Source organism: Candidatus Colwellia aromaticivorans, assembly GCF_003333305.1.
Classification (GTDB): domain Bacteria; phylum Pseudomonadota; class Gammaproteobacteria; order Enterobacterales; family Alteromonadaceae; genus Colwellia; species Colwellia aromaticivorans.
In genome coordinates this window covers 1-14,166 of the sequence record NZ_QOLD01000068.1, presented here as the reverse complement: position 1 = coordinate 14,166, position 14,166 = coordinate 1, and the positions used below count along the sequence as shown (strand labels likewise).

Here is a 14,166-nt window from a genome sequence, read left to right as displayed (position 1 = left end):
CTGCTAACTCAAGTTCTGCAGTCATTTGTGTCCAAGCAATTGAGCCGCCAACTTCCATACCTGAACCAACATTATTCAAGCCTGCCATAGGCTTGCCAGTTTCTTGGGTAATTAAAGCCATCAATTCAGGCATATTGGCTTCTAATACCCCCGCTAGCGCTAACATTTTCGCTTTTCTTTGAGCTGAGCTGGTTTGACTCCACGAGTTGAAAGCACTTTTTGCTGATGCTACAGCTTGATTTAAATCATCAACACCGCCCTGCTGATACTGCGCAAAAGCTTGCCCTGTGGCCGGATTAATCACATCACAATACAGCGTAGACTGACTTTGTTGACCATTTATAGTCATTGTAAACTTATTCATAAAACACCTATTACATTTTAATATTTAACAAAAATAATTTTCTTCTTAAATATTTAACAACCCTTTTCAATGAAATAGTTTAATGTCACCCCACCTAACGAGGTGCAGCATATAAGTTTTGGTTATAGGCCGCAGCACTAGTAAAGTTAAAACTGTATACTCGATATTATTAATCTGTAGGGTTTTTAACAAACACTGAAACAGCTAAGTTTTCACTGATATCAAAACCAATTCTAGCATTAAAAACAGTATAAGCACTTTCGTGTGAGACTTCACTATTGGTAATATCAATAAATTGGCTTAAACCAGCAAATGTTAGTGCTTGGTAGTTTTCATAATCGTAATAAAAAGCGGTTGCATTAAAACGAACATCGCCATCTGGTAAGGTTGATTTAAAACCAAGTTCATAACTAAGAAGCTCTTCCAATTCAAATGGCACATCTTCAACCGTAACGCCATCAGTAAAATCTAGAAGTCCGTCATCAAAACTACCACTTTTAAAGCCACTTGCACCTGTTTAATTATTTTCTGCATTTCATTGAGAGTGAAATAGCGTGTTCTAGTATTGTCCTCTTTTAGCCGTTTGATTTTATTGGCTTGGTTAATTTCAATAATTCCCCAAGCAACGGCTTGCTGTCCCATTGTTTTAAGCAGCTCTAATGTCCTATTACACGTTGCGGAGCATAGGCTTTAATGAATCCATCACCTGATAACATACCCATCTGTAATCGCTGTATGTTAATCGCTTTAACTTCATCATATGGAGTACTGCCGAAGCGTTTACTCACATAATCAGTGTATCGCTGAACATCATGCTTGAATGAGCGCTTCTTTTGTTTAATAAATGGAAAATAACTTTCATTAAAAAACTGATCGAGCGTTGGCATTTGCTTGTGGTTTTCACGTTCTTGTTTTGGATCTATTCCTGAAGCTATTAAGGTAATGTGTTTTCGTGCAATTTTACGTACATCACTCACTTCAATCTCTGGAAAGTTACCGAGAGTAATTGAGCGTTTTTTAGAATGAATAGAATACCTGAGCAAGTATCGCTTTTGACCAGATTTACCAACTAAAAGCTTTAAGTTTGATATTTCTTTATCACTGTATTCTTTATCTGTTGAACGAGCGTTACTGTCATTGTCTGGAAGTGCTTTTAGGCTGGCTTGAGTGAATTTAAAACGGGTTTGATGGGTTGTCATAAATAATGTCTCCTCGCTTATTATGTAAATGAAGGATGAAAAACACCTTCAAATCATTAATATATGCTTAGGTAGACACTATTTTCGGTTATAAGTTGTATAATCACGTGATAGTTGAATTTGGCTTTATGCTTTGTATACTGGCTACTTTACAGGCTTAACGGTATCTAAAACTCGAATTCATTCATTAAATCTTCAATAAAATGAGCTGCTAATTCATGCCTACCTGTATAGCCTGATTTTGAGTAAATATTTGTCGCCTGACTCCTAACGGTTTTTTCCTTAACATGGCGAACTAAAGCAATTTCTTTCATTGATAGTCCCTTTATTAGTAACAAAGCGACTTCTGATTCTGATGGTGTAAGGTTCCACTGCAAAAATTGTTCTTTCATTACAGATAATAACTCCCCTGCAAGCCTTGCTGTCTTCGTTTTCTCTACTTTAATTTCTTTTCCTAGGGATTTAACATGCTTTATTTCAAAGTATAAAACAGCAGAAATAGCGACAAAAACAATCAATTCAATAGCAATATGAAAGAAGCCATCTTCACTACTAATTAAATCAACTATAATGTCAAAGATAAAAAATGAACTGGCAAAAGATAACACTATAGCTGGAAAATATTTTTTAAACTCCACTAAAACCTCGTATTTTAATTACATTTATCTGATTTGAATTTGAACATCTTTTTCCAAATAGGTTTTCCGCAGAGCGTATGAAGCACAACAGCACCTACATGTAGAAATAAATATAAGGGTATTAAAGTTTCACCCACTTCATGAACTTCTTCAATGAACTCAAAAGCTTTACTTTCTGTACCTGAGCCTAACATAAATAGAGCAGTACCCGTGAGGGACATCCAAGTAAAAATGAATAAACCGAAAGCTTGAGTAATACCTGACAAACCTTGGTGCCTTTCTCTTTCTGGCACTTTTAAGCTAAACAAGGAACGAAAGTCGTCTAATGCTAATTGCCATTGTTCTTTTGATAAAGGGGACCAGTTTTTAAAAGAAAGCATCCCTTGTGTGCCAACTCCTACTAAAAGGCGTAATATTATGATTGCAGCTACTGATAAGCCTAAATAACTATGTAGTAAATAGCCTATTGATGTTACATCATCATCTACAAACTCACTTGTAAGATAAGCTGTTATCCCAAAGACAGCTAGCCCTAAATGAATAAGCTTTGCGTAAGTTGGATATTCATATTTTTTCATAATAACTCAAACCTTCATTTATCAAACCTTACTAAACTTTACCAACTAAACCATATAAATTAATTGGGCATTTGCCCCTTTTAACTGTATAGGAGCTTATTAAATTGCATAGTGGGCATTTGCCTGATGACTAGATATAAATAGGCTATTTGGAAATACCATTCACTCTTATAACTTTCTACCGTCCGGATATGGACCTTAAACAATTGAGCTTAAGTGATTGCTGATATTGAATTTAAAGTACATTTAGTGAGGAAAAATCAACTGAAAATTCCCGTGTATAGACCGGAAGCGCTGCTACTACGGGAGATGAACCGTACGAGGAAAGGAGATTTTTTGTTAGGTATGGGGTTTACTAAAGCGGATAAGCGTAAATTTAGGCAAAATAATGATATTTTCGAGGCGTATAAAATCGGTAGAACGAGGGATTAAAGTTATTGGTGTTAAAGTTGGTTTTTACAGAAAACTGATGATTTGAAAAAGAATTTTATTACAATGAAAAACATTATTCTTATGTAACTGATTGATAAGAAGATATAAAAGAACTTTTACCTTATGACATTTTATTTTTTATCTTCTTGAAAAGAAGATGGTACCCGGAGCCGGACTTGAACCGGCACGCTTTTCGGCGAGGGATTTTAAATTTTTTGTGTACACTGAAACCCAAATAGTTTACTTATTGATTTTACTTGATTTAATAATTTATAGACTATTATAAATACCGATTAATTAGCTAAAACAGCCTAAATCAACGTACAAAACCTATATAAAGTACAAATAATCAGCGATTTTAATAAACACTACATCATTATTATAAGCGCCCCATAAAAGCTTAACCTCAATTCCATACTCTGCAAAGTCCATCATATCGTAAATAGTTACTCGACGAGGCTCAACAGAACATATTCCACCTACTTGCGACAGTACAAAAATTAGACATAATGAGGCCCAACTATTGTTAATAGAATGTATCATCAAGGCTGAACATCAATTAAATTAGTTTATTTCTTCATATATTCATCAATAGCTTTAAGAGACATTTCAACTAACAAGGGAGTTAATTCCTTAGCCGTTTCGGTTTCTGATCTAGTATGTACCCAACCTAGATAGGTGAAACTGCGTGCTAGCATAAACAAAGAAAGGTGTTTAAGCTTGTCATCAGAAAGATCACGTAACTGTCGATAACCTTTAATCATCGCCTGTTTAGCAATCTCGTAATTAGGATCTTCTTGTATAAAGTAAAGCGCCGTCGCTAATTCAAACAAATGCCATCCAAAACCAGCATCATCAAAGTCAATAATCTCTACAGTATTACCGTCTACTAGAATGTTCTCTGGTACAAAATCAGCATGAATCATACTGTAATCATCAGCATTCCGCCCAATAACAGGTAAATGCTGCCGAACTAAATCTCTTGCGAGAATAACGCGCTGCTTTTGCTCGTCAGTCAATGCTTCCAGTTCCCAAAATGGTCCCCAAAATGGTTTTTCGCCAACCAGTGCCTCCGTATCCCAAGCATGCCGCTCGAAGTTTTCAGGTAATGTCCAAGTAGATGATTGGTTATGTAATTTAGCGGCTTGTTGTCCAATAATTAAATAGTTTTCTCTAACCTGATTGGGGTTGGTGTCTAACCCTTCTTCAATCGAGCCAATTTGTTCCCCTTTTACCCATGCTAAAAGATCAACTTGTCTAACATCGGTTATTGATTCAGTTTTAATAAGAGCAAAGAAATCTCCATTTTGAGTGACCAATGCCTTGGGAACACCTAAACCATATTCTTTAAGAGCATTCACCCATTGTAGTTCAGACTTCAACGCCTCATTTGAGTGGTAGCCAACACGATGTATACGCAGGGCATAACGTTCACCATCGCTTGCTTCTAAAGAATATACTGCATTCTCTCTATGCTTAATTAAGGTTAATTTGCCACTCAAGTTCCAAGATGATAACGATTTTTCAGCAAGTTCCAGTAGATGAGCTTCTTGATGTTCCAAGGCCAATGAATAAAAGTCAATCATAATATCTCCAGTTTTCGCTAATAAAGGGCTGTAAATGCTTGGTCTAGATGCTCAATAAGCATATCGGCATGAGCATGTGAGAAACAAATGGGAGGTCGCATTTTCAAAATATTATCATTTATGCCTAAGCGGCTAATCAGCACGCCTTGCTCTTTCATTTGGTTAATTAATTTTCCGGCTTCTATTGTTGCTGGCGTTTTTTTCATGCGATCACTGACCAATTCGACTCCGAAGAAAAGACCACTTCCACGCACATCACCTATCAGCTCATGTTTTTCAGAAAGTGTCCAAATTTTTTGTTTTAGATAATTACCGACATTTGCCGAATTTTCAACAAGGCTCTCATTTTCAATCACCTCCAACACGGCCATACCCACTGCACAGGAAACAGGGTTTCCGCCAAACGTGTTGAAATACATACTATTGTCTCTAAAGCCATTACCCAGCTCAGAGCTACAGATTGTTGCACCAATAGGGTGACCGTTACCCATTGGTTTTCCGAGTACTAAAATATCTGGCACGACCCTAGAGTTTTGGTGTCCCCACCATTTTCCAGTTCGACCAAATGCAGACTGAACCTCATCAAAAATAAGTACGCCACCTGCTTCTCGTACATATTTAGCAATCTTATCTAAATAGCCAGAGGGCTTATCAGGTAGCCCTTCATTAGCAAAAATTGGGCAGATAATCATACCCGCAAAACCAGTTCCATCTTGATTGAATTCTTCTATTGCTTGCTTTACTTGGTCGGCATAAGCATTTTCTAAAGATTCCCCTTCAAGGCCGTTTAATTTGTGGTAACTGTCAGGGAAAGCCACCGACTTAACATTAGCACCTAGTGGAAGGCCTTGGTTAAACATGGTAGCTAATGGATACACTGCTGCACTATTGCCATGATAGGTAGCATTGCTGCAAATAATACCTTGGCGTCCTGTACTTTCACGTGCCATACGAAGTGCCAGCTCGTTAGCTTCAGTACCTGTGCAGGTGAGAAAAAGCATATCTAGAGAATCATCAAGTTTCCCTAGCAGCTTCTCGCCATAGTTGACAATGTTTTCGTGTAAATAACGAGTATGAATATTGAGCTCTTGGGCTTGTTTATAAAGAGCTTCAACTACATGCGGATGGCAGTGTCCGACGTTAGGCACATTATTGTAGGCATCTAGATAACGTTTACCATCGGCATCGTATAACCAAACTCCTTCCCCTTTAACAATGTGCAGAGGCTCATTATAAAATAAAGGTGCTTTTTTTCCGATGAGTCGATTTCGTCGTTCGAGCAGTATTTTATCATTCATTATTTTTTAGTCTCAAGTTCTATCTTGGTAATAGATAATAAGTTAAAAAAAGCCGTCTTCCTATCGGTCAAATGACTGACTTTAAGTATTCAGTATCAGTCATTTGATGGATGTAGAAATAGGTTCAAATCTTTACTATTAAGACTATATTCATAAAATTAGAAACATAAGGTAGGAAGTGTCATGCTCGATCTGATTACTGGTGATGATAATCACCCCGTTGATATTAACAGTCTAAAATCGCTTATTGCGGTCATTTATTTGGGTATTATTGGCCCTGCTATATTTATTGTTCAGCCAGCATTTGTACAGGGATTGGTTGAATTATACCATTATAGCGAACAGGGGGCGGGCTATGTTGCAGCAGCAGAAATGTGGGGTATTGCACTAACTACATTGGCGATGACATTCTTTTCACATAAGATAAATTGGCGCACCATACTCGTCGTAGCCACAATGATTATGGTGACTGGAAATCTTGCCTCTATCTTTATTGAGGGGCAGGTTTCCTTTGCTATTGTTCGTTTTATTACCGGTATTGGTTCGGGCGTATTAGTTTCATTAAGCTTTACTATCATTGGGCTTACTTCTAACCCTGACCGAAATTTCGGATTTCTTATTATGTGGATTTTAGTTTATGGTGCTGTAGGTTTCATGGCCATGCCTACCGCATACGAATTAGTCGGTATGGAAGGGGTTTTAGTCTTCTTCGCATTGTTTAGCATGAGTGCTTTGATATTCATACGTTTTCTTCCCGTCTCAGGACATGAACATTTTCAACCTGATGAAGAGTCCGTCGATCTTTCAACACAATTAAAGTTTCTTGCTGTAGCTGCAGTGTTTGTCTACTTCGTTGCTCAGGGCGTCGTTTGGGCCTATCTTTTTTTAATTGGTACCAGTGGTGGCAGCACCGAGCAAGAGGTTGCTAATGCTCTGACTCTATCACAGTTTTTTGGCATCGCTGGAGCCTTACTCGCAGCTGTTGCTGGTGCACGATTTGGTCGTATAAAATCACTCGCCTTTGGTATTTGTGGTAGCGTTATTTCGTTGTTTTTTTTATTGGGTCAAGTTGACTGGTTGATCTATTATACAGCGGTCTGCTTGTTTAACTTTGCCTGGAATATGTCTCACCCATTTTTACTTGCCGCTATTACAACTTTTGATCGTACTGGCCGTATCGTATCCTATGCTGTGGCGGCTCAAATGATTGGCTTAGCCGTAGGCCCAGCACTTGCGGCATCGGTCATCAGTGATGGGGATTATAGCAAGGTGATATGGTTGGGAATTATCCTTTTTGTTATCTCAATGTTAATTATCATCCCGCCGATTAGGGAAGAAAAAGCGCTGCAGCTATAGCTTGGCAATCAGGTATCTTTGGCTGTTAAATCACTTATGATTCGACTTAGAAGATCAGCGCGGGAAACCACGTCGATCTTTTGGAATATATGTAAAAGGTGTGTTTTTACTGTTGAGAGACTAAGGTTTAATTCATTGGAAATGCCTTTATTACTAGAGCCAGCAATAATGAGTTCCACTACATCCAATTCTCTTGGTGTAAGCTTGTATTTTTTTTGTAATGATGTGCGTTCAGCTGTACGCTTTGGAAGATATACAGAGTTCAGGGTGTACTCCATAAAAGGTTGGAGGCTTCTCAATAGCTCCAATTCTCCTTCTGAAAAAGCAGACATTGAATCGTCGCGTAACATGCTAATGACCGCCACAATTTCTCCCTCTCGGCGCAAAAACATATCAACGGTGTAACGAAAGTTGTTTGGCCGCATAAATTGTCTATAAAAACGCGTTTTCTGAAGCTTTTCAAAGGATATTTCTTCGTCAATACACACAATTTTGTCATCGGATTTTTGGAATTTATCAGGGTTGAGTGGATCAATTTGGCGAAAGTATTCGTGGTACTCTTCAACCACTTCTTCTTCGGTATTATATACCGCCATACCACGTCGACGCATATCAGCATTGAGCAAATAAAAGGCCGATGCAGTGATGTTGACCAACTTATGGATCAAATTTAACGCCATTTGCTCAAAGCTTTGAGGGAAGTTATCGGGTTGTTTAGAACCTATGACCATAATGGACTAATTAGGAATGAAAATTTCATTCATCATACGTTAATCATTATAGATTTACAGATGTATTTACGCTTTTTTACATGTCTAAATTTATTGAAGTTACGTGAATGGTGTTAAATATCTAGCTGTCTAAAAAAGTGATATGAACACAATTAATTCATATCACTTATCTATATTTTTCAAATCATCTATTGATATTAAAAATAAGTATAATCAATTGTAATACCAACCCAACGAGGAGGTGCATAAAAGTTTTGGTTAAAGCCTGCTGGCCCTGTTAAATCAAAGCTATATACCCTATATTCCTCATCTGTCAAATTCTTAACAAATGCTGATACTGCCCAGTGTTCATTAATTTCATAGCCAATGCGCGCGTTAAAAATCGTATGAGAGTCTTCTTTTGACACATCACTATTGGTAATATCAAAGAATTGTTCATCTTTGTAATTGAAGTCAACCTGCAAAGATAAGCTTTCAGTGGCTTGATACCGGACTAAGCCATTTAGCTCTATATTCGGCGCTAAAACCATTTCACTATCGAATATGGACCCCACACCTCGAGAAACGACTTCATCAACTTCAGAATTAATGTAACTCGCCCCTAAATTAATATCCCAGTTATCACCAGGTAACCAAGTTAACTCTATATCAGCACCACTTACTGTTGCATCAGAGTTATTGATGAATTGACTCAAACCAGCAAAACTAAGGGCCTGATAATCTTTGTAATCATAATAAAAAGCTGTACCATTTAAACGAATAGATCCCTCTGCTAAAGTAGATTTAAAACCTAATTCATAACTTAATAACTCTTCTGGTTTAAAAGCGACATCATTTACGGATAGACCATCAGTAAAATCTAAAAATCCACCATTAAAACCTCCACTTTTAAAGCCTGTTGCAATATTCGCGAAAATAAGAATGTCATCAATTGGAGCATAATCTAAACTTATACGACCTGAAAGGTTATCATCATCAAGTTTATTCAAACTGCCAACATCGGGGTTACTTGCTGTAAAATTAAAAAAATAATCAGTGCCAGGAAAATCAGTACCAAGGCCAAGACCACAAACATCACCACTAGGAATAAGACACGAATTAAGAACAGCATCTGGACTACCTGTCGTTTTATTTTGGTAATTCATCGAACGTTCTTCTGTGGTATAACGTAGGCCTACAGTTAAGTTTGTTTTATCGTTAAGTGCTATTGCCACCTGACCAAATAAACCTATAGATTCTGTTTCTTGCTTATAATCTACATCATAATTAAAAAAGTGAACAAATTCATTACCAAAGGTACCCTCTGGTGATCCGGTAGCTGCATCAGCGACAGGACCTGGATAATTAAGATCAAGATCTAATGATCCGGTAACCTCATTTTCAAAATAATAAGCACCAATCATCCATTCCATAGAATCGACGTCAAATTCAACTCTGAATTCTTGGCTGAATTGCTTGTTTTCAGAAATAAATCCCGTTTCAAGACCTCTAGTTGGACCAGTATCAGCATTTTCTATGTGTAGTTTTTCAACATTTTCAACTGCCGTTACAGAATATAAATTAAAGTTATCAGCGTTATAAGTAAACTTAGCTGAAGCACCACTAGATTCAATTTTTAGTACTCCAGGCCTATCGTATTCTCCAGCCCACACATCATTATCATTATCAGTGTAACCAAAACTGTCCGTTGCTTCACCACTAGTGACTTGATGTTGGTACTGTGGTGCAATAGTCTCAGAATCAGCACTATGTACATTCACTAAGGCAGTTAAGTTATCTGATAAGTCAAAGTTCATTTGCAAGCGAACAGCAGCGTTATCGGCCTCATTGGCGTCTTTACCAATTCTGTTTTTAACATAACCGTCATGCTTATTCGTAGCCACTGACAATCGAGCTTGAATCGTATCAGTTAGCCCTCCAGAAATAGCCGCTTCTGTCTTTAATTGATTATTTTCAGCAATAGTAACACTGGCAAATCCATCTAATTCATCGGTTGGTTTAGTAGAAATAAAATGAATTAGCCCACCTGTAGCATTACGACCATATAAAGTTCCTTGTGGCCCCCTAAGTACCTCCACCCTTTCTAAATCAAATAATTGAAAAGTTAAACCTGGCATTGCTGATTGATATACTTCATCACGATAAACAGCAATAGGACCTTCATTATTATCATTAAAATCGTTTAGCCCTACTCCTCGTAAACTTATGGATGGATTATTACCTTCACCAACCGGGGTACCAATATTTAATCCCGGTGTCTGATTGGCAATGTCTGTGCTATCTGTCATATTAAGCTCTCGCAAACCATCTCCTGAGAAAGCAGTTACCGCTATATTACTTGCTTGAATTGATTCTGATTTCTTTGAGGCCGTTATTTGAATAACCTCTAAAACGTTTGCTGCATGAGATACAATTGACGTACTACTTAAAAGTGCTACTGAAAGCGCCAAGAAAATTTTGTTATGTTTCATTATTTTTCCTCATTGATTATGTGATCCTTCCCAATGAAATAAATTAATATTTTTAAGTTTAGGAAGCTTAAGTGATGGCGCTTTTAATAGCGCCTTTGTAACATCATTAACGATTTCAATATCGTTTTTTTATTTTCTCTATTATCCCATTAGGCGTTATCAACCCAACTGGTCACAATATCGATTCTGTTCTCGTATAAATAACCGGTGTAGATAAATGGCTTATGATCCAGACCAACTCCAAATTATTTTTGATAAAACTGCTGCAGAACTACTGGGCTCTCAGGTAGGGTGGATCCACCGTCCACCACAATGGTTTGCCCATTAATATAGGAGGCTTCATCCGAGGCTAGAAATAACATAGCATTGGCAATATCTTCAGGAGCACCAAGTTGTCCGTTAGGGATCATCTCTGCCATGTTAGAAAGATCCTCCTTAGAAACGAGCTTTAGCATTGCCTGAGTCAAGATATACCCGGGTTCAACACCATTAACCGTTATGTTTTCGCGTGCTAACTCGAGAGCTGCCGTTTTGATAAGTCCGTTCAGCCCAGCTTTAGACGCTGCATAGTGGGCTGTTAAAGGCATAGCAACAGAGGGGCCTGTCACTGAAGAAGTAAAAATAAACCGTCCAACTTTCCGACGACGAAACTCCGAAAGACAAGCTTTTATTATCCAGAAGCCTGCTTTTAGGTTGACATCTAAAGTTGAGTTCAGATCTTGCTCAGTTAAATTTTCAATGGATACCATAGGGAAAACCCCTGCATTATGGATTACAATATCAATCCTGCCATAGTGCTCAATGGTTTTTACAATCATGCGGTCGATCTGATTTTTATCAGATACATCGGTTTGTATCAACAGCGCATCACCGCCATTTTTCTTTATCGTATCGACGGTTTGCTGCCCATTCTTTATGGTACGTGTAGCAACGACCACTTTTGCACCTGCAACAGAAAATATTTTAGCTATACCTTCTCCGATTCCTTGACCTGCACCAGTTACAATTACTATTTTACCTGTTAAGTTGCCAATCATGTAAGTTGCCCCATTTGTGATTTAGTCAGTTTGAAGTTAAATATCTTAAGTTAAACAAAATTGCCTGACTATCGACCAAATGACTGATTTAGAATTCAATGCATCATCCTTTTGGTTGAGAAGAGTGAGCTATGCTTCAGTTTTTATTATGAATTTGTCACAAATAAAAAAAATACAATGTTATACGGCCTATATTGGGACCCCAAACATGAGGAAAATAACGTACATAGGTGATGTTTCTTATAAAGTAAATGAAGTCAAATGATGATTAAGAAATAAAACTTATTATGACTAATTTATGAAAATAAAAGTTTACTTTGGGGGCTCAAATGAAATAGAAATATAGCTTTAATGTCAACTATACCTGAAGGTAGTTGGCATTAGAGTGCGAGCAGTTAAGATCGTTCTTGCAACAGAGAGTTTGAAATAAAAATAATGGTAAAGTAACGAGTTCTTGTGTTATCTTCTTTGAGCAGCTTTATCTTATTGGCTTGATTAACCTCAATAATTCACCAAGAAATTGCCTGCTGCCCCCTTGTTTTAAGTAAAGCAAAAGTTCTGTTACACGTTGCCGGAGCATAGATTTTAGTTAAAGTCTCACCTAATAACATATCCATTTGCAATCGCTGTACTTCAATAGCAGTTACTTCATCATAAAGCTTATTACCAAGGCGTTTACTCACATAATCACTGTACCTTTGCTTGTCATGTTTCCATGACTTCTTATTTTGTTGAATATAAGGTAAGTAACTTTCATTAAAAAATTCATTTAATGTCGGCATTAGCTTTTGGTTTTCTCGGTCTTGCTTTGGATCTACGCCAGAAGCAACTTGGGTTAAGTACTTTCTTGCATAGTAAGAGCATCATTAACATTGATAGATGGTAACTTTCAATGCAGGTTTTGGCGTTCTAGCTAATGTTTCCTCGCTTATTGTCTAAATGAAGGATGAAAATACCTTCAAGTAATTAATATATGCTTGGGGGTACACTGTCACAGATGACTTGATGATTTATTCCTATTAAAGGTAAGTACAGCAAAATTTCAAAAACTGCTATAACTAATGAATATCATGCTGTCAATTGGTTACTTTAAAAAGATTGGCTAAGGGGAAGTCCTAAGTTGCCATATTAACTTCAATCACCCTACTACTAGGCTCAGTTTGGTACCTAGCTAGCATGCTGGCTAGGTTTTCATGATTAGTGATGATTTTTTTCTCTTTTAAGAAAGCTGGATTATAAAGTTTGCTATAAGATCGCTCTGCCAGGTCACAGCAAAAGGTGACGATAGTTTTCCCTGGACCCATTTTTGCAGCCGCATATAAGGCACCAGCAACGTTTAGGGCTGAGCTACTGCCTAATAATATACCATCTAGCTGGCTGAGCTCACGGGAAATAGTCACCAAATCTTGATCTGGTAAGCTAATGGCTTTATTTATCTTGGCCTGACGGAAATTTTCGACACTACGCATGATCCCAATTCCTTCGGTAAACGAACAGCCGCTTGCTTGATATTTACCCGTTTTAAAGTAATGGTAAATACCTGAGCCGTGGGGATCAACCAACCAAGTTTGTAATTGAGGGTTTTGCTCTGATAAATACAATGAGTTACCTGCTATAGTACCACCAGTACCAACTACAGAAACCAGTGCGTCAATATTGCCTTGGGTTTGTTGCCAAATTTCAGGTCCAGTATTGAGATAATGGGCTTTACAATTACTCGTATTTTCAAACTGATCGGCCCACCAATAATCAGCATGCCGTTCACCAAGATGTTTGGCGGTATGATAGAAATGCTTTGGATCAGCAAAGGGACAGGCATCAACTAGCAACAATTGCGCATCATACAAAGCGATCATTTGCTCTTTCTCTTTAGCTTGCCCTTTTGGCATTACTGCTAGCATGTTAAAACCATATGCTTTGGCAACGAGGGCTAAGCCAATACCAGTATTGCCGGCGGTGCCCTCGACTATCGTCATACCGGTTTTCAATTGACCACTATCTACTGCGTCTTTTACTAACTGTAAGGCCGCTCGGTCTTTAATAGAGCCTCCTGGGTTTTGCTGCTCACACTTTAATAATATTTCACAACCAGTTAAATCACTCAGGCTATTGATGCGTAGTAGATCGGTATTACCGATCAATTCAGTGATGCAATTAGCAATATTATCGCTAGTGGTTGGGAGTATTTTAGTCATGGCGGGTACAAAGTCACTGAGTGTAATTAAAGCGTAGACCTAGCTAAGATTAAGTCAAGTTTTTATTATTTATCCATTTGCTTGAATATTTTTTTTAGACGTTTTCTGGAGGTTTTTAGGAGAATATTAGGGAGTATTGAGTGTAATGATATTGCGCATTGACTCAAAAGAAAAGGTAACCGAAAGTCATACTCGTAATCTCACATTAGGTGTAACCGAAACAAGTTTAAAAATGGCTTTCAACTTACTTTCTATCTTAATCTTTAATTGAAATGGATCTA

The 14,166-nt window shown here is 37.6% G+C and carries 14 protein-coding genes; 1 reads left to right on the top strand and 13 read right to left on the bottom strand.

The genetic code is table 11. The features are described 5' to 3' along the window. From DWA31_RS10455 to DWA31_RS10415, 8 genes are all read right to left on the bottom strand, one after another. Positions 1–364, bottom strand: a 364-nt coding sequence (locus tag DWA31_RS10455; RefSeq protein ID WP_114326536.1) for an aldehyde dehydrogenase family protein, incomplete at its 3' end; no start/stop codon positions are given. Positions 365–533: 169 nt separating this feature from the next. Further along, positions 534–803, bottom strand: a complete 270-nt coding sequence (locus DWA31_RS10450; protein WP_114326535.1) for a TonB-dependent receptor — start codon at positions 801–803, stop codon at positions 534–536. Between the two features lie 29 nt (positions 804–832). Beyond that, the gene (locus tag DWA31_RS17205; RefSeq protein ID WP_168427331.1) at positions 833–1,006 is read right to left on the bottom strand and encodes a hypothetical protein; all 174 of its coding nucleotides are present in this window, start codon (positions 1,004–1,006) and stop codon (positions 833–835) included. Positions 1,007–1,020: 14 nt separating this feature from the next. Further along, a complete protein-coding gene (locus DWA31_RS10445) occupies positions 1,021–1,563 on the bottom strand; it encodes an Arm DNA-binding domain-containing protein (protein WP_114326534.1) in 543 nt (180 codons plus the stop codon). A gap of 167 nt (positions 1,564–1,730) precedes the next feature. Then, positions 1,731–2,201, bottom strand: coding sequence for a helix-turn-helix transcriptional regulator (locus tag DWA31_RS17520; RefSeq protein ID WP_245942584.1), 471 nt, complete (start codon positions 2,199–2,201; stop codon positions 1,731–1,733). Between the two features lie 14 nt (positions 2,202–2,215). Next, positions 2,216–2,779 carry a cytochrome b/b6 domain-containing protein gene (locus DWA31_RS10435; protein ID WP_114326533.1) on the bottom strand — a complete coding sequence of 188 codons (564 nt, stop codon included), beginning with the start codon at positions 2,777–2,779 and terminating at the stop codon, positions 2,216–2,218. Positions 2,780–3,780: 1,001 nt separating this feature from the next. Beyond that, positions 3,781–4,797 carry a phosphotransferase enzyme family protein gene (locus DWA31_RS10420; protein ID WP_114326530.1) on the bottom strand — a complete coding sequence of 339 codons (1,017 nt, stop codon included), beginning with the start codon at positions 4,795–4,797 and terminating at the stop codon, positions 3,781–3,783. A 17-nt stretch (positions 4,798–4,814) separates the two neighbouring features. Further along, entirely contained in the window at positions 4,815–6,095 is a 1,281-nt protein-coding gene (locus tag DWA31_RS10415) for an aspartate aminotransferase family protein (protein WP_114326529.1), read from the bottom strand. Positions 6,096–6,278: 183 nt separating this feature from the next. On the opposite strand from DWA31_RS10415, the gene DWA31_RS10410 reads away from it, so the two are divergent. Next, on the top strand, positions 6,279–7,451 hold the full coding sequence (locus tag DWA31_RS10410) for an MFS transporter (protein WP_114326528.1): 1,173 nt from the start codon (positions 6,279–6,281) through the stop codon (positions 7,449–7,451). A gap of 8 nt (positions 7,452–7,459) precedes the next feature. On the opposite strand, the gene DWA31_RS10405 is transcribed toward DWA31_RS10410, so the two are convergent. The 5 genes from DWA31_RS10405 to DWA31_RS10385 all read right to left on the bottom strand — a co-directional run bounded on the left by DWA31_RS10405 (position 7,460) and on the right by DWA31_RS10385 (position 13,885). Then, positions 7,460–8,182 (bottom strand): response regulator transcription factor, encoded by a 723-nt coding sequence (locus DWA31_RS10405; RefSeq protein WP_114326527.1) that lies wholly within the window; start codon positions 8,180–8,182, stop codon positions 7,460–7,462. 197 nt (positions 8,183–8,379) lie between these two features. Further along, the gene (locus tag DWA31_RS10400; protein WP_114326526.1) at positions 8,380–10,653 is read right to left on the bottom strand and encodes a TonB-dependent receptor; all 2,274 of its coding nucleotides are present in this window, start codon (positions 10,651–10,653) and stop codon (positions 8,380–8,382) included. 245 nt (positions 10,654–10,898) lie between these two features. After that, entirely contained in the window at positions 10,899–11,690 is a 792-nt protein-coding gene (locus DWA31_RS10395; protein WP_114326525.1) for an SDR family oxidoreductase, read from the bottom strand. A 509-nt stretch (positions 11,691–12,199) separates the two neighbouring features. Then, positions 12,200–12,472, bottom strand: a complete 273-nt coding sequence (locus tag DWA31_RS10390; protein WP_114326524.1) for a hypothetical protein — start codon at positions 12,470–12,472, stop codon at positions 12,200–12,202. Positions 12,473–12,805: 333 nt separating this feature from the next. Beyond that, the gene (locus DWA31_RS10385) at positions 12,806–13,885 is read right to left on the bottom strand and encodes a cysteine synthase A (protein ID WP_114326523.1); all 1,080 of its coding nucleotides are present in this window, start codon (positions 13,883–13,885) and stop codon (positions 12,806–12,808) included. Positions 13,886–14,166: the final 281 nt, after the last annotated feature.

Excerpts from the sequence above, each read along its gene's own strand:
- DWA31_RS10395 (WP_114326525.1), bottom strand. The coding sequence starts at position 11,690 with ATGATTGGCAACTTAACAGGTAAAATAGTAATTGTAACTGGTGCAGGT.
- DWA31_RS10445 (WP_114326534.1), bottom strand. The coding sequence starts at position 1,563 with ATGACAACCCATCAAACCCGTTTTAAATTCACTCAAGCCAGCCTAAAA.
- DWA31_RS10435 (WP_114326533.1), bottom strand. The coding sequence starts at position 2,779 with ATGAAAAAATATGAATATCCAACTTACGCAAAGCTTATTCATTTAGGG.
- DWA31_RS10420 (WP_114326530.1), bottom strand. The coding sequence starts at position 4,797 with ATGATTGACTTTTATTCATTGGCCTTGGAACATCAAGAAGCTCATCTA.
- DWA31_RS10405 (WP_114326527.1), bottom strand. The coding sequence starts at position 8,182 with ATGGTCATAGGTTCTAAACAACCCGATAACTTCCCTCAAAGCTTTGAG.
- DWA31_RS10415 (WP_114326529.1), bottom strand. The coding sequence starts at position 6,095 with ATGAATGATAAAATACTGCTCGAACGACGAAATCGACTCATCGGAAAA.
- DWA31_RS10410 (WP_114326528.1), top strand. The coding sequence starts at position 6,279 with ATGCTCGATCTGATTACTGGTGATGATAATCACCCCGTTGATATTAAC.
- DWA31_RS10400 (WP_114326526.1), bottom strand. The coding sequence starts at position 10,653 with ATGAAACATAACAAAATTTTCTTGGCGCTTTCAGTAGCACTTTTAAGT.
- DWA31_RS10390 (WP_114326524.1), bottom strand. The coding sequence starts at position 12,472 with ATGCCGACATTAAATGAATTTTTTAATGAAAGTTACTTACCTTATATT.
- DWA31_RS17205 (WP_168427331.1), bottom strand. The coding sequence starts at position 1,006 with ATGGGACAGCAAGCCGTTGCTTGGGGAATTATTGAAATTAACCAAGCC.
- DWA31_RS10385 (WP_114326523.1), bottom strand. The coding sequence starts at position 13,885 with ATGACTAAAATACTCCCAACCACTAGCGATAATATTGCTAATTGCATC.